The organism is Dehalococcoidia bacterium (assembly GCA_035310145.1).
Classification (GTDB): Bacteria; Chloroflexota; Dehalococcoidia; order CAUJGQ01; family CAUJGQ01; genus CALFMN01.
Genome location: DATGEL010000043.1, coordinates 65663 through 86216, shown reverse-complemented (window position 1 = coordinate 86216; position 20554 = coordinate 65663). Strand labels below are relative to the sequence as shown.

The window sequence follows — 20554 nt, the reverse complement described above, 5'->3', positions numbered from 1 at the left end:
ACGCGCACCGTTGACCCGGAAACCGGCGAGTGGCGCTCCGAGCTGCGCGCCGGGTTTGCCGACGGCGGCGCGACCGTCGCCGACCGCCTCCAGCGGTTCGCGGCGCTGGACCTGGAGCGCAAACGCAAACCGGGCACTGGGCGCCCGAAGCCCGCGTGCCCGCACTGCGGCGACGAGGCCGAACGCGGCTGGGTTTGCCGCGGCTGCAACGCCGTGGTGGACGAGCAACCGCTGAATGGGAAAAATTCCCATTCAGACGGCGAAGGGCCGGACGCCGCCGACTGTGTCGATAGTCGTATCTATACTGGGAATTTTTCCCATTCAGACGGCCAGGGGTGGAAAAATTCCGCTTCAGACGAGCCGCCGAACGTGACGCCCATGCGCCGCGTGCGCACGTCGCAACGCTGTGCTGAGCCGGACTGCGACGGCTACCTGCTCTGGGACGGCGCCGGCTGCTGGGTCTGCGAGGCGTGCGGCACGCTCAGCGGCTACGCCGTGCGCGAGGACGCTCCGGCGGGCGCGGCGGCGGGAGGCGACTGATGGCGCCCACGCTGCCCGCCATCTCCGCCCGCCACGGCGCCTGCTGCGTCTCGGTCTGGTGCGCCTACTGCCAGGCGTGGCACACGCACGGCCTCGCCGGGCGGCAGCCTGCGCCCGGCGAATCGCTCGGCCACTACGCGGCCCACTGCCACCGGCCGGATTCGCCGTACCAGGACGGCTACGAGCTGCAGTACGTCGGCGCCTACACGCCCGGCGTGCGCACGGCGCCGCGTTGTACGGCCACGACGAAGGCCGGGGCGCCGTGCCCGCGTGCGCCCATGCACGGCCAGACGCTGTGCTACGGCCACCATCCGGCGTGGCGCTGGCGGCGCAAGGGCTACCGCCATCCCGAGGACTACGCCATCGATTGCTGGGTCGCTGGCATCGAGCGGCGCATTCGCGCACGTCGGAGGCACAGCGCATGAACCGCCGCCCGACGCTCGCCGCGCAGACGCGCGCCATTCTTGCCGCCGTGCATGCGGAGGAATACCCGCCGCCGCCGCCGAAACGTCGCCGGCCGCTGGCACACCAGCACCTCGATCTGGTGGCGCCGCGCCGTACAGCCAGCGCCAAGCAGGCGCAACCTGTGAGGAAACGGGCATGACGACGGAGACGGGGCGCCGCGGCATTGCGGCGGTGGCGACGCTGCGCCTCGAACGCGACGCGACGTTTCGCCCGGCGGGCGAGCGGCCGGCGAGCTGCCGGGCGATCGGCACGGTGCTCGATGACCGGCAGCCGGCGAACAAGGCGGCACAGTGGCTCGAGCTCTGGCTGTACGGCGCGGCGGCCGAGCGCCTGGCGCCGCGGCTGCGTATCGGGGCCGTCGTCCGCGCCGCCGGCCGGCTCGAACATCGGCGCGGCGAGATCGGCGGGGTGGACCACTGCGCCGTGCGGATTCACGTCGCGGAGGCCGCGATCGTGACACCGGCGCCGAAGGTTGGATGGGAGGGTGCGAGCAATGGCGCATGATGCGATCAGACCCACAAGCGGCAATGCCGTGGGGCCATACCAGTGCCGGCGATGCGGGGCGATGCTCGCCGCCGCAGACCTGAGCGGGCCCTGTCAAGGCGGCAACGCCGCCGAGCTGGGCGGCTTCGAGCATCTGAAGGAAAGGAAGTAGCGCCGTGCTGATGCGGAATCCGAGCGGCCAGGTGGTCGATGTCCAGTACGTGATGAAGGCGGGACGCGTGGTGGCCCGCACGGAAACGCACGTCGCGCGCTACACCGTGCCCGCGCCCGCGCGCAAGGCGGAGCCAGAGCCGGAGCCGACGCCGTTTGCCGGGCAGCACCCGCTGCCCGCCTTTCTCAAGGTGCGCGCCGCGCAGATGCGTCGCGAGCAGCGTGCGGGGGGGCGGCCGCTGCCGCTGCCGCCCCACCAAGCGTCGGCGAGGAAGGCGCCGGGCTGCCAGCCGCGGGGCGAGGCGATGCGGGAGTTGATGGACGTGCGCCCGGTGCGCGATCTGCGGGACGGCTGGCAATGACGAGCGCGAAGCCGCAGATCGACAGCGAAGAGGCCCGCTTCCACGCGGAGGAGCAGCAGCAGGCGGCGCTGCGCGAGGCGGCGTTTTACGCCGGCTTGCCGGAGGAACGCCGTGCGGGCACCGAGCAGGCGGAGCGCCGTGCGAAGCAGCGGGCGGCGCACCTGGCCGCGGAGATGGCGCGGTGGGACGCCGAACGCGCGGCGTTCGTCGCGGCCGAGCGCGCCGAGGCGAAGGCGCAGCGGATCGCGGCGGCCATCGCCGCGCGTGAGGTGTTTTTCGCCGAGTTCAGCGACCATTACCGGGCGCTCACGGCGGCGGTGCGGCCGTTCGTGGACGAGCTGCGCCAGGTGCTGGATCGGCTTGAGGCGTTCGACCGCCACGACGCGGCGGCGATGGACGTGCCCTACACCGAGGCCGCGCGCACGGACGGCCAGCGCCAGCTGCTGACGTGGCTCGCCTGCGAGCTGCGCCGCGTGCCCGAACTCGTATCGGTGGCGGTGGCGACCCCCACCGGTATCATGCAGCCCGAGCCGGCGTTTGTCCTGGGCCCCGCCTGGACGCCGGACACGGAGGCCGAGCGGGCGGCGCTGGCCGAGGCGAAGGCGGCGCACCTGGCGCAGATCGAGGCCGACCGCGCCCACCTCAAGCATTTTCTGGTACCGCCAGCGTGGTGGCCGAAGACGATGCCGGGTGTCCTGTACAAGCCGCTCTGAACGGAGGCATGGGCCATGCGTGACGTTGACCGGCGGCTGCTACGTCTTGAGCTGCGCGTGCTGCCGCCACAGCGCCGCGTGTTCGTCATCGAGCCCGACGAACCGTGGCCGGCGGGGGCCGGCGAGCGCGATCTCGTGATTCGGCTGCCGGACTGGCTGACGCCGCACGTGGCGGATCGGCGGTAGGGCGATGCGCGAGCAGAAGGCCTGCTGCCAGGGCACGCGGCGGGACGGCCAGCCGTGCACCGTGCGGCCGCTTGTGGGCGACCGGTATTGTTTCGCCCACTCCGCGGCGACGCGCGACAAGCGCACGGCGGCGCGGCGCGAGGGCGGGCGCAACCGCAGCACGCTGATTCGCGCCAGCCGCGGGCTGTCGCCGGAGTTGGCGACGCTGCAAGAGGCGCTGGTGCGCTTGTTCAGCGAAGTGAAGGCGGGCACGGTTGCGCCGCGCTCGGCCGAGGTGATGGCCACCGTGGCGCGGGTGGTGCTGGAGTTTGGCCGGTTTGCGTTCGACATGCACGACGCGGCCGAGCTGCGCCGGCGGCTGGATCATCTCGAAGCGCAGCTCGGCGCGGGGGGCGTACGGGCGGGGTAGGTGGTGGTGCGATGACGAGCGGACCCGTACTGATCGACCTGGATCTGGCGGCGCAGGACGAATGGACGCCGGCGTTCAGCAGCGCCGAGGGCGGCCTGAGCGCGCTTGAGGCGCGGTTGGGGCAGCTGGAAGCCGCGGCGCTGGCGGCCGATGGCGCCCTGGCCTCCGTGGCGGAAAGCGCGGCGGCCCTGGCGCTGCCGGCCGCGGCGGACGCGCAGGCGGTGACGGCGCTGACCGTGGTGATCGAGGAGAACACCGCGGCGATGACCGAGAACGCCGGCGCCACGGAGGCGGCGTCGCTGGGCTACGCGCGACTCTCCACGTCCGGCGCGTCGCTGGGCGCCTCCATGCCGATCGCCGCCGCGGCGCTCGGGCTGGTCGCGGCGGAAGCCGTGAAACTCTCGGCCGGCTTCGACCTGGCGATGAACAAGATCGAAGCGATGGCCGGCGTGGCGCCCGCGGCGATCGGCAAGCTGAAGGACCAGGTGCGCGACCTCAGTAACCAGACCGGCGAGAGCACGCAGCAGCTTGCCCAGGGGCTCTACTACATCGTCAGCGCCGGCTTTCAGGGCGCGGACGCGATGACGATCCTCGCGCAGACGACGCGTGAGGCGCAGGCGGCGCAGACCGACGCCAAGCCCGTGGCCGACGCCACGACGAGCGCCCTGAAAGCGTACGGACTCCAGGCGAGCGACACGGGGCACGTGCTGGACGTGCTGCACGCGACGGTGGTCAACGGCAAGATGGAGTTCGCGGGGCTGGCCTCAAGCATCGGCCGCGTGCTGCCCATCGCCGCCCAGAGCGGGGTCAGCCTGGAAGAACTTGGCGCCAACATCGCCACGCTGACGCAGAAGGGACTGTCGGCCAGCGAAGCGGTGACCGGCGTGCGCGCCGCTCTGCTGAACCTCGAAGCGCCGAGCAAGCAGACGCGCGACGCGCTGGCCGCGCTGGGCCTGTCGGCCGACGAGGTGCGGCAGAGCATCCGCGACCGTGGCCTGCTCGCCACGCTGGACGATCTCGTGCAGAAGACGCACGGCAACGTGGACGAGCTACACCACCTCTTCCCCAACATCCGCGCACTCACCGATGTGCTTGGCACGGCGGGCGGCGACCTTGCGGACTACAAGCGCAACCTCGATGCCGTGACCAACAGTTACGGCGTCTCGGGCAAGGCGGCGCAGGAGTACAGCGACACGACCGCCGCGGCCTTCGAGCGCGCCGCGACGCGCGTCAAGAACGCCTGGGCGGAACTCGGCGATGGCATTGTCGCCGGCGTGAAGAAGGGCAACGACTTCCTGACCGGCACGCCGCTGGGCAGGATCCTGCTGGGGGAAGGGGCCAGCGTTGTCGGTCCCCTCGCCGATCCGTTTCTCGGGCTGGGCGCCCTCGGCAACTGGCTCTTCGGTGGCGGCGGCCCTTCCGCGCCGAAAGCGGGCACCGGGGGCTACCCGATGCCCGTGGCTGGCCCGGAGGGACAGTCGCTGGATCTGGCCACGATCAACCAGGGGCGCGTGGCGATGGGCCAGACGCCGTTCACGGCGGAGGACCTGGTGCGCGCCTCGGCGGGAGAGGCGCCGATCGCCCGCGGCTTCACGCAGCCGGTGGACGAGGCGACGCTGAAGAGCATCGACGCGCTGCACAAGCTCCTGCTCTCGGTCGAGGACGACAAGGCGTCGGTGGACGCCGCCTTCGCCAGCCCCTTGCCCTGGGACAGCGGCCACGTGCAATCCATGACCAGCGAGGCGGACGGCCTCAAGGTCGCGTTGGAACAACTCAAAGAAGCGAAGGCCGACGCGTCGCAGCCGGTGGCGGAGGAGATCGCCAGCGACGACACCGTGCGGGCGCTCAGCTCCGAGGCGGCGGCGCTGCTCGACCTCAGGGACAAGGGGCAGGCGTCCGGCGACCAGCTCGACCGGCTCAGTCAGTTGCAGCAGGTGTTGATCCCGCAGGCGCGCGACCACGCGCAGGGCGTGAACACGCTGGCCTCAAGCATCCGTACCTGGGGTACGGAGATGGTGAACGGCAACATCAGCATCGACCGCTACAACCAGTTGTTGCGCGATTCCGGGGCGTTGACCGGGCCGTACGCGCAGGACGTGGGCGGACTGGTCAACCAGTTCGCCGCGCTCTACGACCAGCAGGCGAAGGTCAAGCAGACGCAGGCGGACCTCAAGCAGCAGATGTCTGACGTGGCCACGTCGGGAACCGGGTTCATGAACACCGGCATTGGACTGACGAAAGAGTTTTTGCTGCAGGATCAGGAGAGTGCGGGCGCCGCGGTCAAGGGCGACCTGGAGCAGGGTGCGGCCACGGCCAAGCCGGATCTGTCGACCTACAACAGCAGTCTGCTGACGCAGGCGTCGGCGGGCGGTCTGGCGGCGGCGGGGGCGCTGCAGGCGCAGCTCGACCGCAAGTTCACGGCGAACGCCACGCTGACGATCACCACCAACCACGTGGACACCTACGTCGGCAACGCCGGCTACAGCGTCGGGCTTGGTCCCGGCTCGCTGCCGGCGGGCACGGGCTCCGTGCCCGGCACCGGCTTTGTCAATCCCGGCCGCGGCTACGCCAGCGCGGGCGAGTCCGCGGGCGCTTTCGGCTACGAGAGTGAAGGGGAATCCTACGATGCCTTCGGCGCGAGCGGTGGCTCACCCGCACTGCCCACGATCCACGACTACGTGGCCGAGGCGGCGCGGAAGGCGAAGCCGGCGGCGCGTGCACGCGGCAGCGGCGCGGCGCGGGCGAAAAGCGACGCCGCGGCCATCCGCGCCGAGGTGCGCCAGAGCGTCCAAGATCTGCAGAGCGAGTTGGACGACGACCTCGCGGCGATTGACGAGATCATCAACCCGGACGGCAAGAACGCGTTGGTGGCGCGCATCATCCAGGACATCCACAACCCGGACAGCGCGGCGGGGATTGCGGACGCGACGACGACGGTGATCCGCGAGGCGCTGGCGGGGGCGCAGGGCGGCGCCAACGTCTCGGTTGACACGCTGGTGAGCGCCGTCTGGGCGCGGCTGAGCAAGGGCGTGACCGACCCGGCGAAGCTGGCGCAGTTGCAGGCGGACATGCAGCCGCTCGTGGACACCTTGACCGGCGCGGCGGGGCCGCTGGCGGAGATCGCGGATTCGACCAAGCAGCAGAACGCGCTCACGGACTGGTTCGACCAGATTGCGGACCCCACCAGCCTGAAGTCGAGGGCACGGGGCGCTGAGGCGGCGCTGGCGGGCGGCAACACGGACGTGCTCAGCACGATCCTGTTTGGCTCCGACCCCACGCACGTCAGCCAGTCCATGCTCAGCAACCTGGCGCAGCTCGTGCCGCAGATCCAGAAGGCGATCTTCGACGCGATCGACCCGAACGATCCGCAGTCGGTGGCGAAGGCGCAGCAGGAGATGGCGGCGCTGGAGAAGGCGTTGCAGCAGGAGGCGGACAGCAACCCGATCGTGATCAGCACGACCTCGGCGCAACTGCAGGCGACCTACCAGCGCGACAAGCTGAACGCCACGGCGGCGAACAAGCCCGCGCCGAAAATGCCGGTGGACATCGACAGCCTCGCCGCGCAGATCGTGCAGGCGTTGGGCACGGACCCGATCGACTTCGGCGTGATCGTCGGCCTCTACCTGCAGGCGGGCGAGGAGATCGGCACGCTCGATGCGGCGGTGCAGAAACGCGTGACCGACGCGCAGCAACGCGCGATTGCGGCGGCGGCGGCGGCGAACGCGGCCGGGCAGCAGAAGCAGCTCACGGCGCGAACCCAGTCGGCGCTGGCAGAAGCCAGCGATGAGTCCAAGGTGTTGGACTCGATCGCCAAGAACGAACCGATCGCCAAGCGCGCCGTGGACGTGGAGGCGATTGCTCAGCAGATCGTCGCCGCCTACGCCAAGGACCCGCCGGACACGGCATACATCCTCAAGCTGTTTCTCTCGGCGGGGGACCAGGTGGGGCAGGTGTACGACCGCGTGATCAAAATGATCTCAGACGCGGGCGGCGACGTGCAGAAGGCGTCCGCGGCCCTGCAAGGACTCGCAGAGAACGCGGCGGGGCAAACGGGACAAGAGGCGGCAGCGGCGGCTGCGGCAAAGGCGGCGGCGAAACATACACCGGCGGCGCTTGCCGCCCAGGAGCAACAGGATCTGCTGGATCAGGGCATCAAGGCGCTCGCCAAATACGGCGATCCGATCCTTGCGGCGCAGAACACGGGATACGACGTACCGATCCCCGGCCTGACGCTCGAACAGGCAAATGGCTATCGCAAGAACCCGAACACGGGCCGCGGGCCGGGGCAGGAAGGGCTTGGCGGCGGCGGCCGTGGCGGCGACAGCGGCCCGGAAATCGGGTTGGCGAACCCGATCAGCATCGGTGGCGCGGCCTACATCAACCCCTACGGCGGCGTGGCGGCCCTGCAGCAGCCGGTGCTGGAGGCGCTCGGGGCGGCGGCGAAGGCGATGCAGTCGCTGGTTGAGCAGCAGAAGCAGGAGAAGCTCAAGCCGATGCAGGTCCACGTGATCAGTGTGCTGGACGGGCGCACGGTGGGCTACAGCGTCGATCACACGCTGGGCGGCGCGGCGGAGATGGCGGGACTGGGCATGCCCTTCCCCGCCGGCGGCCCCGCGGGCGGGGTGGTGCGCTGAGATGGCGGAGAGCACACGGCAACGGCTCAACGACGGGGCGGCCAAGCTGGTGCAGGCGGTGCAGTTGACGGAGCAGGCGCAGGCGCTCCTGGGAGCGGCCGGCGACGGCTCCGCGCAGCAACTGCGGCTCGGCGCCGTGCTCGCGCTGCCGGGCGTGCAGGCGAACGCGGCGGGGGCGCTGCACGCGGCGGCGAAGCTCGCCGATGCCGGGGCGCTCATCGCAACCGCCGCCGCCGACTTCGCCGCCGTCTCACGGGGCTGCCTCGCGACCGCCGTGCAGTACCACGGGCTCGCCCAGGCGCTGCTGCAGCAGGCCGCGCCGTTTGCCCCGCCGTCGCCGAGCCTCGCCGAGCTGCACCAGCAGGCGAGCGAGCAGCGGGACTAGCGTTCGCTTGCTGGCACTGGCGTGCTGTTGCCCATGGGCACCATGGCTGCGCAGCGCCGCGCCCGTGGGCGGCGCGGAGAAACCTCGCGTAGATCTACGCGAGGTTTCGGGGTGCCCCCGCGCGCGGGGGCGTTGCGTCTGTGCCGGATCGTGTTCAAAAAATGAAAATGTCCGTCCCCCGCGCGCGGGGGCGTCGCGTCCTGGCCTCACCGTGAGCAAACGTCTTCTGAGAAAACGTTTCGTTCGCCGGCAATGGCGTGCTGGGTACAATTGTACCCAGGAGGCTCACCATGCTTGCGGCCGCTATCTGTTTGTTGACGTAGTTCCGGCTCCAGCCCCAGCGCTCGCGGCAGGAGGTATCGAAGTCGGTAGAGCCAGCCTCGCGTGAATTTTTAACGATTCACCAGCGGCGCAAGCAGAACGCCCTCGCGCGCGTGGGCGTCGCCGGAGAAACCTCCCGTCGATCGACGGGAGGTTTGTTCCCGTCCCCCGCGCGCGGGGGCGTCGCGTTAACGCTGTTTCCGAAACGGAAACGGCTGCCGCGACGTCCGTCCCCCGCGCGCGTGGGCGTCGCGGAGAAACCTCGCGCAGATCTGCGCGAGGTTTGTTCCCGTCCCTCGCGCCCGCGGGCGGCGCTTTAAAAATCAAAGGTTCTAAGGAACAACTCGCGCGGCGCCTTCGCGCCCGTGGGCGTCACCCCTTCAATCGCGCGCGTCTGGGCGCGCCGGTGCGCGCTGGTGCGCGGCGCGCCGGACGAAGGCACGGCGAAGGCGCCGCCCCCGCGCAGGAGACGGCGCCGGCCACGTGGGAACACGGCTACCAGCTAGACCGCCGCAATGCGGATAGACTCGATCGCGCCGTCGAATTCCTCCTGGCGGATGACCGCGAGGATGACCGCGCGGTGTTCCGGCAGCGCCCGCACGAGGCGGGCGATGTAGAACTGCCATTCGCGCTCTTCCTGCAGGCGCGCCGCGGACACCAGTTCATCGACGGCGTGCCAGGCCCGCGTACCGCGGGGGATGAGCGCATCGACCGCGGCCTGCGCCGCATCCTGCGCCGCATCGGCCGCGCGGTACGTCCGGAAGCAGCCGAATTCCAGCGCGCTCCACGCGGCGACTTCCTCGGGGCGGGCGGACAGGGGGCGATCGTCGGTCGTCTCGGTCGTCATGGTGGGTTACCCTTTCTTCTCTGCTTAGCGGTTGAGCCACGCTTCGAGGTGCGCGGCGACCTGCAAAACGCCTTCAACCGTCGTCTGTCCCGGCTGCCGCCCCACGATGGCCGTGGCGGCCTGCAAAGCGGCGATCCGGGCTGCAAGGGCATTCGGCGCAGCCGCGTACGCTGGTGAGCCGCTGGGCGCGTCAGACGCGGCCTCCGCGGCGGCCTCCGGCGCAATCTCGCGCACGTAGCCCGCCTTGTCGAGCCCGACGCGCACACGCTGGCCGACGGCGGGCAGGGCGAGGCTGGCGAACTTGCTAACGTTCAACCAGCCCTCGCGGTCCTGAAGCTGGAAGCCCGTGCCGTTGACCGTGCGCACCGTGCCGGACAGCGCGGTATAGCCGTTCGTGGTCATCGCTACCGACCTCCCGCGCAGCCGGCGCAGAGCGTAATCGCCGCGCCGCCGTCCCAGCCGTTCGTGTAGGTGCGCACGCCGGACGTTCCGCCGCAGTGGTAGCAGCGGGGCAGCGCCGCTGCCAGACTGTGGCAGCACGTCCGCCGCGCGGCGTAGCCCTTGCAGGTGCACGTCCAGCCGCCGCGGACCAGGCTGACGCTGTAGACGGTCTCGCCGTCTGAGCTGAGGGCGCCGTACTCGCTCGGCGAGCGGTAGCCGAGTTCGACGGTGTGGGGGTCGCGGGCCGTAGAATGGGTGCGGGGGGAAGTCGCGTTCATGGTGGGTTCCTCCTGATTGGCCCGGCGGGTGTCGCAAGCACCTGGCCGGGCCGCTTGCTGTCTGCGCGGTGTCCGCGTGTGGCCTCCCTTCACTGATAACAATACTACAACTCACGAGAACGTGTCAATAGTTCTCTTGAAAATAAAACGGTTATCTGGACAGATAGCCCGTTCTCGTGTAGACTCGTAACAACGGAGGTGAGGAGATGCCCACGACGGGCGAAGATCAGTTGCTCCGCGTCCCTCAGGTGGCCCAGCGGCTGGGACTGAGCACCGCCACGGTGCTGGCCTGGCTGCGCGATGGCCGGCTGAAGGGTTTTCGGCTCGGCGGCACGCGCGCGGGCTGGCGGGTGCGAGCGGAAGACCTCGATGCGTTCATTGCCGATCGCGCTGGTGAGCGAGGCGACGCACCATGAGCGAGCAGCCACGAGCCGCGATTTACGTGCGCGTGTCGAGCGAACAACAGGAAGACAACTCCAGCCTTGCCAGTCAGGAAGCGGCGTGTGCGGTCTACTGCGAGACACACGGCTACGCCGCGGCTGCTGTCTACCGTGACGTGCATACGGGCAGCCAATGGCGAGAGCGCCCAGGGCTGCACCGCCTGCTGATAGCACTGCGGCCGGACGGCGTTTCCGTGGTGGTCTGCTACGCGCTGGATCGGCTCAGCCGCGATCAAACGCATCTCGGGGCGATCGTCGATCTGCTCGATGACGCCGGCGTGCGCCTGGAGTTCGTGACCGAAAACTTCGAGCAGAGTGCCGTTGGCACGTTCATTCGCAGCGCAAAGGCGTTCGTCGCGCAGGTCGAACGCGAGAAGATCATCGCCCGCACGGGGAGTGGGCGCACCGCACGGGTGAAGGCGGGGAAGCGGCTCGCCGGTGGGAAGCCGCCGTATGGCTACCAGTGGACGACGGTGACGAAAGAAGCGCTCACCCCAGAACAGAGCGAGAAAGTGATCGTCCGCCGCATCTTTGCCGCGGCGGCTGCGGGATGCGGGCCGCGGGTGATCGCCAACCAGTTGACCGCGGGGGGCGTGCCGAGTCCGATCGGGCAGGCGCGGTGGTGGCACACGACGGTCCGGGGGGTGCTGCGCAACCCGCTCTATATGGGCGAGAACCGGGCGCTACGCTGGCAAGCCGTGCCGACACAGAAGCCCCGCGCCGGCGCCAAGCGCCACCACAGCGGACGTATCCGCGAAGACGCCGCGCAGATCATGCTCGCTCCCGTCGAACCGCTGGTGAGCGCAGCCACATGGAGGGCGGCACAGGCGACGTACCGGCCGGCAGCGCCGGTCAGCGACCCTGAGGCCGTGACATTGCGCGGGCATGTGGTCTGCGGCGGCTGCGGCCGGGCGATGGCCCTCTATCGCTACGTGGATGGCCGGCGCGCCTACCGCTGCGCCGGCGAAGCCGGCTGTCTGCCCCGCCGCAGCGTTGCGGCGTCGGCGGCGGACGCGGCGGCATGGCAAACGGCGCAGCGTATTCTGCTCAACCCCGACCTGATCCGCGTGCAGGTCGAGCAGCGCGCCCAGCGCGATCCCGTGCGCGACGAGATCGCGTCGCTCGATCGGCAGCTCGCGAAGGCGCGGCGCAGTCAAGCGAACCGCGCCTTCGCGCTCGGCGGCGTGGATGAGCCGGACGCGCAGGCGCCGCTCCTGGCGGCGCTCAAACACGACGCCGCGTTGATCCGACAACTCGAAGCCGAGAAAGCCGAGCTGCTGACGCAGCGCCTCGACTGGGAAGCGGCGTCCGCGCGGTTGGCGACGCTCAGTACGTGGTGTCAAACGGTGGCCAGCAACCTGGACCGCTTCGACCCCGACGATCGCCGGCTCGTGTACGCCGCGCTCGGCGTGCGGGTCATCGTTGCGCAAGACCGAAGCGTGCATGTTGAGGGCGACGTTCCTCTTGAATGTGCAAGCGTACAAGGCCGCGAGTAGTCCAGCCCGAACATGTCTTCGATCACGACGCGGTGGCTGAGGCCGATGCCGAGGGCGAAGCGGCCGCGGGCGGCGAGCTGCGCCGTCAGCGCCTGCTGCGCCAGCGCCGCCGGGTGGCGCGGATAGGTCGGCACCACGGCGGTGCCCAGCTCGATGCGCTGCGTCTCGCGACCGGCGATGGCGAGCGTGGTGATCGCCTCGAGGTCGAAGACGTTGGGCAGCCAGGCGGAGGCGAAGCCGGCCCGCTCGGCCTGCTGCGCCGCCTTGACTATGCCGTCGATCGTCGGCTGCCCGCCGGGCATGGAGAGCATCGTGCCGATATGCATGGACCGCCTCCGGGCGAGGAAACAGGGAATGGGGAACAGGGAATAGAGGGGTCGGAAGCGCTCCGATCGCTTGTCTGCGGCGCCGGCTCAGCGTACGCGAAGCGGCGCCGGGCAATGATAGCATGCGCGTGCGGGGCCGGGAGTGCAGGGCCGTCTCGCGATCCACCGTGTACCGCCCCTGTTCCCTGTTCCCTGTTCCCTGTCCCCTATTCCCTCGCCCGGAGGTGCCGCATGTTTATCGCCATGAACCGCTTTCAGATCGCGCCGGGGCAGGGCAAGGCGTTCGAGGAGCGCTGGGCCACGCGCGAATCGTATCTGAAGGACGTGCCCGGCTTCGTCGGCTTCATGCTGCTCAAGGGCGACAGCGAGGGCGAGTACATCAGCCACTCGACCTGGCGGGACCGCGCCGCCTTCACCGCCTGGACGCAGTCGCCCGCCTTCAGCGCCGGCCACGCGCAGGGCTCGATGGCGGGTATGCTCTCCGGCCCGCCGCACGTCTCGCTGTACGAGGCCGTGCTCGTCGGACCGTAGGCAGCCGGCAGAGTCTCCCACGAGCGCGGCGGGCGTGCTACGGTGCAACGTGCAGGAGCGATCCGGCAAACCCGGCACTGCCTTGCGCGCGGCAGCGCGGCGCCACGAGGAGCGACCATGACCACGCAGGACACGCACGACGATACCGACAGCGCCGCGCAGGCGTCGGAGTGGCCCGAGCTGGAGAAGCTCGTCGCGGACGTAAAGACGAAGCGCGCGGAGGAGCTGGCCCGCCAGGAGGAGCAGCGCACCCGCGCTCAGAAGGCGCAACAGGACGCGGAGAAAGCCTGGGAGACGCTGCGCGCCCAGGCGAGCCTGGACGACCTGGCGGAGAAGCTGGGCGAGCTCGGTGTAACAGCGCGGACCACGGAAACGGTCGCTGGTGCTAATTCGGCGGCGCTGGAGCTGTCGCGCCTGCCCAAGGGCGAGACGGCGATCATCCGCGTCGATACCTCACCCTCGCGCAGCGGTCCGCCGCGCACCACGATCCAGGTGCAGCGCGGCACGCAGCAGCTCTCGCCCACCACCCTGAACGTGAACACCAACAGCGAGCTGCGGAAGCAGCTGATCGAGATCGCGCAGAAGCTGCTGGGCTAGCCACCGCGGACCTACCACCGCCGCCCGTGAACGCGTGTCTCCTTTCCCGCCTCGGGAAGGGACGGCTTTCGCTGCGAGGACAGGCTTGGGCGGCCAGCGCCGGCGCCCCTGTCGCCGTGTGCCGCGATTCCTGTTTCTTTGCGCTTTGCAAGCCGTGCGCGGCAATTGCTTGCGAGTTCGGCGCGTGTCGGCCGCCTTTGCTTGACAATGCCGGGGTCGCTGGATATGCTCGCGCCGTTCCGCGCCCCGTACCCGCGGGGAGCGCGATCTGAAATCGAGGAGAGTGCGATGGCCGATCGGTTTCAGCGCCCGATTTCCCGGCGGCGGTTTGTGCGCGGCACGGCCTCCCTGAGCGCCGGCCTGTTCGGCCTGGCGATCGCCGGCTGCAGCAGCAGTAATAACAACGGCAACACCAAGAAGGCGAGCACCGTGGCGCCCGCAGCCAGCCAGGCCGCCGCGGCCACAACCGTGGCGGCGACGCGCGCGGCAACGGCTGCCGCCGGCGCCTCGGCCGCGGCTTCGGCTGCCGCCTCACCCGCCGCGGCGCGCAGCCCCGCGGCAAGCACGCTCAAGCTCCCCGGCGACGTGGGGTTCGGCTTCATCTCCTCGTTCACCGGGCCGCTGGCGACGGTCTACCAGGAATTCGTGGCCGGCGCCAAGCTGGCGATCGACGAGATCAACGGCAGCGGCGGCGTCGGCGGGGTCAAGTTCACGCTGGAGCAGGCGGACGACCAGTCGAACCCGGCCCAGGTGCCCGCCGCCGCGCTGGGTGTGGTCGATAAAAAGTTGCACTTCTGCATCGGGCCGATCGGCTCGAACGCGATCAGCGCCTCGCCCGCGCTCAACCAGGCGAAGATCATCCAGTGCGGCTACTCGGACAACCCCCAGCTCGCGGACGCGTCCAAGTTCCCCTACTCGTTCCGCTTCGTCTGGTCGGCCGAGCAGTCGTCGAAGCTGCTGATCGATTACTTCACCAAGCAGCTCAAGTTCACCAAGATCGCGATCCTGGCCGAGAACACCGTCTACGGCCAGACCGACGCGCCCACCACGTCCAAGTACATGGACAGCCTGAGCCTCAAGCCCACCGTAAATGAGTACTTCCAGTCCGGCACGGCGGATTTTACGCCGCTGCTGCGCAAGGTCCAGGACGCGGGCAGCCAGGCGATCGTCTGGTGGACGCAGGGCGGGCCGGAAGCCATCACCGTGCTCAAGAACATGAACGACATCAAGCTGGATCTGCCGATCGCGGGCATTGGCTTCGCCGGCGGATTGGTGAAGGGCGTCGTGCCCGACGCGCTGCTGGACAAGACGCTGTCAGTCGCCTGGAAGCGGCTGACCTACAGCGACAGCGAGCCGATCTCGCAGAAGGTGAAGGACTGGAACAAGCGGCTGGGCGACGCCGGCGGCCTGGGCAAGATCGGCAGCGGCGGCACCTCGCCCTTCTACGACTTCGTCTACTACATGAAGGCGGCGATCGAGGCGACGGGCGGCACGGACAGCACCGCGATCGTCAAGTACATGGAGGCGACGCCCTACGATGGCCTCGTCGCCAACTTCGACGGCATCACGGCGAAGGACCACACGATCGTCAAGGACGGCGCGATCAGCCTGGGCACGCTCAGCTCGTGGAACGCGGCGGACAAGGTCTTCCTGAAGCGGCCGGCGGGGCTGTGAGGGAGGGCGGGGCGACCTCACCCTCACCCCCGTCCCCTCCCCCTCTCCAATAGCACAGCGTGATTGGAGAGGGGGAGGGGCGATCCTGGGGAGGAAGTTCCAGGGCGGCGTCGGGTTAGCGGGGCGCCGCGGGGCGCGCCTGCGGCGCGAAGGGCGCAGTTGATTCGAGATGGCTGTTCCACAGCCATTGGCATGCGCCCCCACAGGTGGCCGGGAAGCCCCGCCTTCAGCCCCAAAGCTTCGTACTGAGATCTCCCCTTCCCCTAGAATTGGGGGAAGGGGCTGGGGGATGGGGGCCAGCCCCGGTGAACTCCTTCCTCGCCGATGTCTTCATTCCCGCGCTGGGCATCGGCGCGCTGTATGGGCTGGTGGGGATCAGCTTCAACCTGATCTTCGCCCCGGCCGGCACCTTCAACTTCGCCCAGGGCCAGATCGTGATGCTCGGCGGGCTGATGGCGCTGAGCTTCTACCAGCAGAACGGCTGGCCGGTGCTGCTCGCGCTCGTCGCGGTGATGGCGATCGGCGCGGCCGTGGCGCTGGCCGAAGAACGGATCGCCGTCTGGCCGGCGCTGCGGCGCGACCCGCGCGGCATCGGCTGGGTGCTGAGCACGCTGGCCGTGTTCACGATCATCCAGAACCTCGCCATCTTGCGGTGGGGCACCACGCCGCAGAACGTCAAAAGCTTCCCCGGCCTCTCCGTCAGCCGCCGCGACGTGCTCGGCCTGCAGCTCGCGCCGTATCATTTCGGCGTGCTGCTGATCGCCGTCGCGATCACCGTGGGCCTGTACCTGTTCTCCCGCCGCTCGGCGATCGGCCGGGCCACCGCCGCCGTGGCGCAGGACCGCGACGCGGCGGCGCTGCGCGGCGTCAACGTGCGGCTGGTGATCTCGCTCGGCTTCGTGATGGGCGGGGCACTCGCCTGCCTCACCGGTATGCTGGCCGCGCCACTCACCCTCGCCACGGTCAACGTCGGGCTGACCTTCACCTTCCGCGGCTTCACGGCGGCGGCGCTGGGCGGCATGGGCGATAATACCGGCGCCCTCGCCGCCGGCCTGGCGCTCGGCCTGATCGAGCAGCTCACGCTGCGCTACTGGCAGGGCGGCTACGTGAACCTGGTGATCTTGCTGGTGCTGCTCGGGCTGCTGCTGGTCCGGCCGGAGGGGCTCTTCGGCCAGGCCGTGCCGAGGCGGGTGTAGCGATGAGCGTCGCCTCGCGCAGCGCAAGGCGTCCCGCCGGCCGCGGCCTGGGCGCGGCGGTCGTGCGCAACGCGCCGCTGCTGCTCGGCCTCGGCGTGCTGCTGCTCTTCCTGCTCTGGACGCGGGTGGATATCGGCGGCGCCTGGTCCAGCGTGCATCGCAAGCCGCTCTTCCTCGCCAACCAGCTCATGCTCTACATGCTGGTGGCGATCGGGCTGAACCTGATCAGCGGCTACGTCGGCGCCGCCTCGATTGGCCACATCGCGCTCTACGCGATCGGCGCCTACAGCGTGGCGATCCTCACCGTGAACCACGGCTGGGGCTTCTGGCCGGCGCTGCTGGCCGGCGGGCTGGTCGCCGCCGCCGCCTCGCTGCCGGTGGGACTGATCCTGCTGCGCCTCTCGGGCTGGTACTTCTCGGTGATCACGCTGCTGCTCGTGGTCGTGGTCAACGATTTAGAGATCCAGAAGGCCGGGCTCACGGGCGGTGGCGCGGGCATCTTCGGCCTGACCATGCCGCACCTCTTCGGCGTGGCGCTCGATCTGCGCGGCTATCTCTATCTCTTGATCGCGGTGAATTTGCTCGTCTTCCTGCTGCTGCGCCACCTGGTGGAAAGCTCGCGCTGGGGCCGCGCCTTTGTGGCCGTGCGCGACGTCGAGCCGGCGGCCTGCGCCGTGGGCGTGCATCCCTTCATGGTGCGCGAGTCGGCGCTGGCGATCAGCGCCTTCATCGCCGGGCTGGCGGGCGGCCTGTTCGCGCCGCTGCCCGGCACGATCAACCCCGACGCCTTCCCGATCATCGACTCGATCTTCTTCCTGCTGGCCGTGCTGGCCGGCGGCTTCGGCACGGTGGCCGGGCCGGTGGTGGGCATGGCCGTGCTGTTCAGCCTGCCGCAGGTGCTGGCCGAGCAGGCCTCGCTGCGTCGCTACAGCTTTTTGGTCTACGGCGTCGTGCTGCTGCTGCTGGTCATCTTCCTGCCCGAAGGGATCGTCGGCGGCGTGCAGCGGCTCTGGCGGCGCCTCACCGGCCGCGCCGCCTACGATGCTTACGCGGCCGCCGGTGCGGAGAGCGGCGCCGAGGCCGGACGCGACGGGCGGGAGGCGGCCGCGGGCCTCGGCGCGCTCGCCGTGCTGGCGGTGCCGCGTCCGCTGGCGGCCGGGCTGCGGCGGCTGGCGTTCAGCGGCGCCCGCTCCGGCGCGGCCGCGACAGGGCCGGCAGCAGCGCCGGCCAGCAGCCGGGCGCCTGCCGCGCAAGCCGTCATCGCTGAGCGCGCGAACACCGAGGCCGAGTTCGCGCTCGAATCGATCGGCATTCGTAAATCGTTCGGCGACGCGGTGGCGCTGGACGGCGTGACGCTGCGCGTGCGGCCGGGCACGGTGCACGCGGTGATCGGCCCGAACGGCTCCGGCAAGACCACGCTCTTGAACATCGCCTCCGGCTTCTACCGCCAGGACGCGGGCCAGATCCGCGTCTTCGGCCGGCGCGTGGCGCGCGGGCGGCCCTACCGCGCCATTCGTCATGGCCTCGCCCGCACCTTCCAGACGCAGCAGCTCCTGCCCGAACTCTCCGTGCTGGAAAACGTGATGCTCGGCTGCCACGCCCGCGGCCACGTCTGGATGCTGGACGGCATGCTGCCCCTGCCGCACGTGCGCCGCGAGCGGCGGCGCTTCCAGCAGACCGCGCACGCCTGCCTCGACCTGGTCGGCCTCGGCCGCGGCTTCGCGGAGACGCCGGCGGGGCTGTTGCCCTTCGCCCACCAGCGGCTGGTCGAGATCGCGCGGGCGCTGGCCGGCCGGCCGCGGGTGCTGCTGCTGGACGAGCCGGCCTCCGGCCTGCATGCGGGCGAGGTGCAAGCCTTCGCCGCATTGGTGCGGTCGCTGCGGCAGGCGGGGCTGACGATCGTCCTGGTGGAGCACAATTTCGGCCTCGTCTCCGAGCTGGCCGACACGATCACGGTGCTGGACGCGGGCGCCGTGCTGGCCGAGGGCGACTTCGAGACGGTGCGCAACGACCCGCGCGTGGTGGAGGCGTATCTTGGCGGGTGATGCAGCCGCACGGGCAGGCACCGCGGGGCAGACACCGGCCGACGGCGCGGTGCCGGCGCTGGCCGTCGAGCGCATCGTCGCCGGCTACCACGGCAGCGAGGTGCTGCACGGCATCAATCTCGTCGTGCCGCCGGGCGGCGCCGTGCTGCTGCTGGGGCCGAACGGCGCGGGTAAGTCCACGACGCTGGCGACGATCTCCGGCCTGCTGCGGCCGCGCGCCGGCAGGGTGCTGCTGGCCGGCCGCGATGTGAGCGGCCTGCCGGCGCACGAGCGGGCGCGGCTGGGCGTCGCCCATGTGCCGGAGGGACGGCGCATCTTCCGCCGCCAGACGGTCGCGGAGAACCTGCTGATCGGCGCCGACTTCTGCGGGCACGACCGCGCCTGGCGCAACGAGGCGTTCGCCTGGGTCTTCGACCTCTTTCCCGTGCTGGCGCGCAAGCGCGGTCACACCGCCTCCACGCTCAGCGGCGGCGAGCAGCAGATGCTGGCGGTGGCGCAGGCGATGATGAGCCGGCCGCGCCTGCTGCTGCTGGACGAGCCCTCGGCCGGGCTGGCGCCGGCGCTGGTAAAGCAACTGATGGAGCGGGTGCGGCTGCTGCACGAGCGCGGCATCGCCCTGCTGATGGTGGAGCAGGTGGTCGCCAGCGCCCTCGCCATCGCCGACTACGTCTACGTGCTGCGCGACGGCCAGATCGTGGCCGAAGGGCCGGCCGCGGCGATGCAGCAGGCCGAGCTGGAGAGCCGCTACCTGGCCGCGACGTTGTAGGCGCGCCGCTTCGGGCCACGCGCGGGGACTACGCTGACTGCCAGCGATATTCGAGGGTTGGTAGGGCGCTCCGCTGCGTAGCAGGCCATCAATCCGCGCGCAAGGGATGGAAAACCGTGCCCGGCTCGTCGGCGTTGCTCAGGGGATAGGCGTAGAGGGCGGCCGCGGCCGCACGCGTGCGCTTCAGTCCCTCGCGCAGTTGCTCGCGTGCCGCCTCGTCCAGCGGTCCATGCGTCTGCTCGACGACGCCGAGCATGGCCTCGACCAGCGCCGCCTCGCGGTCATCGCTCTGCTGCGCCTCTGCCATGCCGCCCTCCCACCGCTGCATACCAGCCATTCGGGGGCAAGGATAGCGCGGCAGGGACGCCGGCGGCTACGGTCCGGTAGCGCGATCTGGAAGCAGCCCCCTTCGCGGACAGTGTACTGCCGATAATGCATCAGCACCGACACGGCGGGGCGCATGGCAAGGTAAGACGGGCGAACGATCAGCTACTCTCGGCCTGAACTTGCAGTCGGTAGTTTGAGTACGGCCGTGTCGGTTCCGTGACCAGTTCGTACGGAGAGACCTGGCCGGGTTGGATAGTATCAAGAGAGGCGAAGGTAAAGTCCGTGCCAACCACCGTGCCGTCCGCCGCATAGAAAGTTGCAATGATCTGCACGAACTTTGCCGGCGCGCTGCCATCATTCCGCACCTGGCCGGCAATATGCGTGAAGCCTATCGAATCCAGGCTCACACGAGCGTCGCCCACCAGCGAGATGCCCTGAAACGGCACATCTGAGGCCGGCTCCCATTGAGTCTGCAAGGAGTATTGGCTGATTCCAGCAGGCGGAGTCGTGAGAAGGAGATCGAATGGAGCGATGTCTCCCGCTGCGAGGACGTCTAACGTCGTGAACGTGTCTTCCGTGGCAAGAAAATTTCCTGCTGAGTCGGTAAACGTTCCGATGATATTGACAAACTCGATGGCTTGCCCAGTGTCGTTTCTGACTTCGCCGACGACGTGAAAAGCACCGATCGAGTCCGTGAAGCTGGACGAGCTGAGCAGAGTGACCCCAGCATCGGCAACCGCGTGCCTGCTGCCGGCGAGCACCGACACCAGCAGCAGAAAGAGAATTGGCTTGTCCGGGATTATGCTTGCGTTTCCGGTTGCGAGGGCGAGCACCGACACCAGCAGCAGAAAGAGAATTGGCAGCACACCCAAGCGCCTCAAGCCAATCCTCCTTCGCACCGATCTCACGGCGAATCAGCGA

23 protein-coding genes and 1 pseudogene are annotated in these 20554 nt (G+C 69.9%); 18 read left to right on the top strand and 6 right to left on the bottom strand.

What is annotated here, in order from left to right:
• From VKV26_08925 to VKV26_08880, 10 genes are all read left to right on the top strand, one after another.
• The coding region (locus tag VKV26_08925) for a hypothetical protein (GenBank protein HLZ70014.1) at positions 1–540 on the top strand (540 nt) is incomplete at its 5' end.
• Positions 540–965, top strand: a complete 426-nt coding sequence (locus VKV26_08920) for a hypothetical protein (protein ID HLZ70013.1) — start codon at positions 540–542, stop codon at positions 963–965. The genes VKV26_08925 and VKV26_08920, both read left to right, overlap by 1 nt.
• A complete protein-coding gene (locus VKV26_08915) occupies positions 962–1144 on the top strand; it encodes a hypothetical protein (protein ID HLZ70012.1) in 183 nt (60 codons plus the stop codon). Before VKV26_08920 ends, VKV26_08915 begins: the two co-directional genes overlap by 4 nt.
• Positions 1141–1509, top strand: a complete 369-nt coding sequence (locus VKV26_08910; protein ID HLZ70011.1) for a hypothetical protein — start codon at positions 1141–1143, stop codon at positions 1507–1509. Before VKV26_08915 ends, VKV26_08910 begins: the two co-directional genes overlap by 4 nt.
• A gap of 155 nt (positions 1510–1664) precedes the next feature.
• Positions 1665–2021, top strand: a complete 357-nt coding sequence (locus tag VKV26_08905) for a hypothetical protein (GenBank protein HLZ70010.1) — start codon at positions 1665–1667, stop codon at positions 2019–2021.
• On the top strand, positions 2018–2734 hold the full coding sequence (locus tag VKV26_08900; GenBank protein HLZ70009.1) for a hypothetical protein: 717 nt from the start codon (positions 2018–2020) through the stop codon (positions 2732–2734). Before VKV26_08905 ends, VKV26_08900 begins: the two co-directional genes overlap by 4 nt.
• A gap of 15 nt (positions 2735–2749) precedes the next feature.
• The gene (locus tag VKV26_08895) at positions 2750–2920 is read left to right on the top strand and encodes a hypothetical protein (GenBank protein HLZ70008.1); all 171 of its coding nucleotides are present in this window, start codon (positions 2750–2752) and stop codon (positions 2918–2920) included.
• A 4-nt stretch (positions 2921–2924) separates the two neighbouring features.
• On the top strand, positions 2925–3329 hold the full coding sequence (locus VKV26_08890; protein ID HLZ70007.1) for a hypothetical protein: 405 nt from the start codon (positions 2925–2927) through the stop codon (positions 3327–3329).
• Positions 3330–3340: 11 nt separating this feature from the next.
• Complete coding sequence (locus tag VKV26_08885; GenBank protein ID HLZ70006.1) at positions 3341–7963, top strand: phage tail tape measure protein; 4623 nt, start codon at positions 3341–3343, stop codon at positions 7961–7963.
• 1 nt (position 7964) lies between these two features.
• Positions 7965–8348: a hypothetical protein gene (locus VKV26_08880; GenBank protein HLZ70005.1), complete on the top strand. Its 384-nt coding sequence runs from the start codon at positions 7965–7967 to the stop codon at positions 8346–8348.
• An 823-nt stretch (positions 8349–9171) separates the two neighbouring features.
• On the opposite strand, the gene VKV26_08875 is transcribed toward VKV26_08880, so the two are convergent.
• From VKV26_08875 to VKV26_08865, 3 genes are read right to left on the bottom strand one after another with little or no spacing between them, the layout of a single operon-like run.
• Positions 9172–9516, bottom strand: a complete 345-nt coding sequence (locus VKV26_08875; protein ID HLZ70004.1) for a hypothetical protein — start codon at positions 9514–9516, stop codon at positions 9172–9174.
• Positions 9517–9540: 24 nt separating this feature from the next.
• Entirely contained in the window at positions 9541–9918 is a 378-nt protein-coding gene (locus VKV26_08870; protein ID HLZ70003.1) for a hypothetical protein, read from the bottom strand.
• A 2-nt stretch (positions 9919–9920) separates the two neighbouring features.
• Positions 9921–10235 carry a hypothetical protein gene (locus VKV26_08865; GenBank protein HLZ70002.1) on the bottom strand — a complete coding sequence of 105 codons (315 nt, stop codon included), beginning with the start codon at positions 10233–10235 and terminating at the stop codon, positions 9921–9923.
• Between the two features lie 206 nt (positions 10236–10441).
• Between VKV26_08865 and VKV26_08860 the strand changes: the two genes are divergently transcribed.
• A complete protein-coding gene (locus VKV26_08860; protein ID HLZ70001.1) occupies positions 10442–10651 on the top strand; it encodes a helix-turn-helix domain-containing protein in 210 nt (69 codons plus the stop codon).
• Positions 10648–11496 (top strand): annotated as a pseudogene (locus VKV26_08855) (recombinase family protein). Before VKV26_08860 ends, VKV26_08855 begins: the two are co-directional and overlap by 4 nt.
• A 518-nt stretch (positions 11497–12014) precedes the next feature.
• Here VKV26_08855 and VKV26_08850 read toward each other — a convergent pair.
• The gene (locus tag VKV26_08850; GenBank protein HLZ70000.1) at positions 12015–12497 is read right to left on the bottom strand and encodes an LLM class flavin-dependent oxidoreductase; all 483 of its coding nucleotides are present in this window, start codon (positions 12495–12497) and stop codon (positions 12015–12017) included.
• Between the two features lie 231 nt (positions 12498–12728).
• On the opposite strand from VKV26_08850, the gene VKV26_08845 reads away from it, so the two are divergent.
• From VKV26_08845 to VKV26_08820, 6 genes are all read left to right on the top strand, one after another.
• Positions 12729–13028 carry an antibiotic biosynthesis monooxygenase gene (locus VKV26_08845; protein HLZ69999.1) on the top strand — a complete coding sequence of 100 codons (300 nt, stop codon included), beginning with the start codon at positions 12729–12731 and terminating at the stop codon, positions 13026–13028.
• Positions 13029–13145: 117 nt separating this feature from the next.
• Positions 13146–13625 (top strand): hypothetical protein, encoded by a 480-nt coding sequence (locus VKV26_08840; protein ID HLZ69998.1) that lies wholly within the window; start codon positions 13146–13148, stop codon positions 13623–13625.
• A 288-nt stretch (positions 13626–13913) separates the two neighbouring features.
• Positions 13914–15299, top strand: coding sequence for an ABC transporter substrate-binding protein (locus VKV26_08835; GenBank protein ID HLZ69997.1), 1386 nt, complete (start codon positions 13914–13916; stop codon positions 15297–15299).
• 305 nt (positions 15300–15604) lie between these two features.
• Complete coding sequence (locus VKV26_08830) at positions 15605–16495, top strand: branched-chain amino acid ABC transporter permease (protein ID HLZ69996.1); 891 nt, start codon at positions 15605–15607, stop codon at positions 16493–16495.
• A 2-nt stretch (positions 16496–16497) separates the two neighbouring features.
• Positions 16498–18540: a branched-chain amino acid ABC transporter ATP-binding protein/permease gene (locus VKV26_08825; GenBank protein HLZ69995.1), complete on the top strand. Its 2043-nt coding sequence runs from the start codon at positions 16498–16500 to the stop codon at positions 18538–18540.
• Positions 18530–19306, top strand: a complete 777-nt coding sequence (locus tag VKV26_08820; protein HLZ69994.1) for an ABC transporter ATP-binding protein — start codon at positions 18530–18532, stop codon at positions 19304–19306. Before VKV26_08825 ends, VKV26_08820 begins: the two co-directional genes overlap by 11 nt.
• Before the next feature lie 88 nt (positions 19307–19394).
• Here the strand turns inward: VKV26_08820 and VKV26_08815 are convergent, their stop codons facing one another.
• Both VKV26_08815 and VKV26_08810 read right to left on the bottom strand, forming a co-directional pair.
• Positions 19395–19613: an AtzG-like protein gene (locus VKV26_08815; GenBank protein ID HLZ69993.1), complete on the bottom strand. Its 219-nt coding sequence runs from the start codon at positions 19611–19613 to the stop codon at positions 19395–19397.
• 178 nt (positions 19614–19791) lie between these two features.
• Complete coding sequence (locus tag VKV26_08810) at positions 19792–20499, bottom strand: FxLYD domain-containing protein (protein ID HLZ69992.1); 708 nt, start codon at positions 20497–20499, stop codon at positions 19792–19794.
• Between the last annotated feature and the right edge of the window lie 55 nt (positions 20500–20554).

Coding starts and splice junctions, on each gene's coding strand:
- VKV26_08845 (HLZ69999.1), top strand. CDS start 12,729: ATGTTTATCGCCATGAACCGCTTTCAGATCGCGCCGGGGCAGGGCAAG.
- VKV26_08880 (HLZ70005.1), top strand. CDS start 7,965: ATGGCGGAGAGCACACGGCAACGGCTCAACGACGGGGCGGCCAAGCTG.
- VKV26_08915 (HLZ70012.1), top strand. CDS start 962: ATGAACCGCCGCCCGACGCTCGCCGCGCAGACGCGCGCCATTCTTGCC.
- VKV26_08890 (HLZ70007.1), top strand. CDS start 2,925: ATGCGCGAGCAGAAGGCCTGCTGCCAGGGCACGCGGCGGGACGGCCAG.
- VKV26_08850 (HLZ70000.1), bottom strand. CDS start 12,497: ATGCATATCGGCACGATGCTCTCCATGCCCGGCGGGCAGCCGACGATC.
- VKV26_08835 (HLZ69997.1), top strand. CDS start 13,914: ATGGCCGATCGGTTTCAGCGCCCGATTTCCCGGCGGCGGTTTGTGCGC.
- VKV26_08885 (HLZ70006.1), top strand. CDS start 3,341: ATGACGAGCGGACCCGTACTGATCGACCTGGATCTGGCGGCGCAGGAC.
- VKV26_08910 (HLZ70011.1), top strand. CDS start 1,141: ATGACGACGGAGACGGGGCGCCGCGGCATTGCGGCGGTGGCGACGCTG.
- VKV26_08900 (HLZ70009.1), top strand. CDS start 2,018: ATGACGAGCGCGAAGCCGCAGATCGACAGCGAAGAGGCCCGCTTCCAC.
- VKV26_08870 (HLZ70003.1), bottom strand. CDS start 9,918: ATGACCACGAACGGCTATACCGCGCTGTCCGGCACGGTGCGCACGGTC.
- VKV26_08815 (HLZ69993.1), bottom strand. CDS start 19,613: ATGGCAGAGGCGCAGCAGAGCGATGACCGCGAGGCGGCGCTGGTCGAG.
- VKV26_08875 (HLZ70004.1), bottom strand. CDS start 9,516: ATGACGACCGAGACGACCGACGATCGCCCCCTGTCCGCCCGCCCCGAG.
- VKV26_08920 (HLZ70013.1), top strand. CDS start 540: ATGGCGCCCACGCTGCCCGCCATCTCCGCCCGCCACGGCGCCTGCTGC.
- VKV26_08825 (HLZ69995.1), top strand. CDS start 16,498: ATGAGCGTCGCCTCGCGCAGCGCAAGGCGTCCCGCCGGCCGCGGCCTG.
- VKV26_08865 (HLZ70002.1), bottom strand. CDS start 10,235: ATGAACGCGACTTCCCCCCGCACCCATTCTACGGCCCGCGACCCCCAC.
- VKV26_08840 (HLZ69998.1), top strand. CDS start 13,146: ATGACCACGCAGGACACGCACGACGATACCGACAGCGCCGCGCAGGCG.
- VKV26_08895 (HLZ70008.1), top strand. CDS start 2,750: ATGCGTGACGTTGACCGGCGGCTGCTACGTCTTGAGCTGCGCGTGCTG.
- VKV26_08860 (HLZ70001.1), top strand. CDS start 10,442: ATGCCCACGACGGGCGAAGATCAGTTGCTCCGCGTCCCTCAGGTGGCC.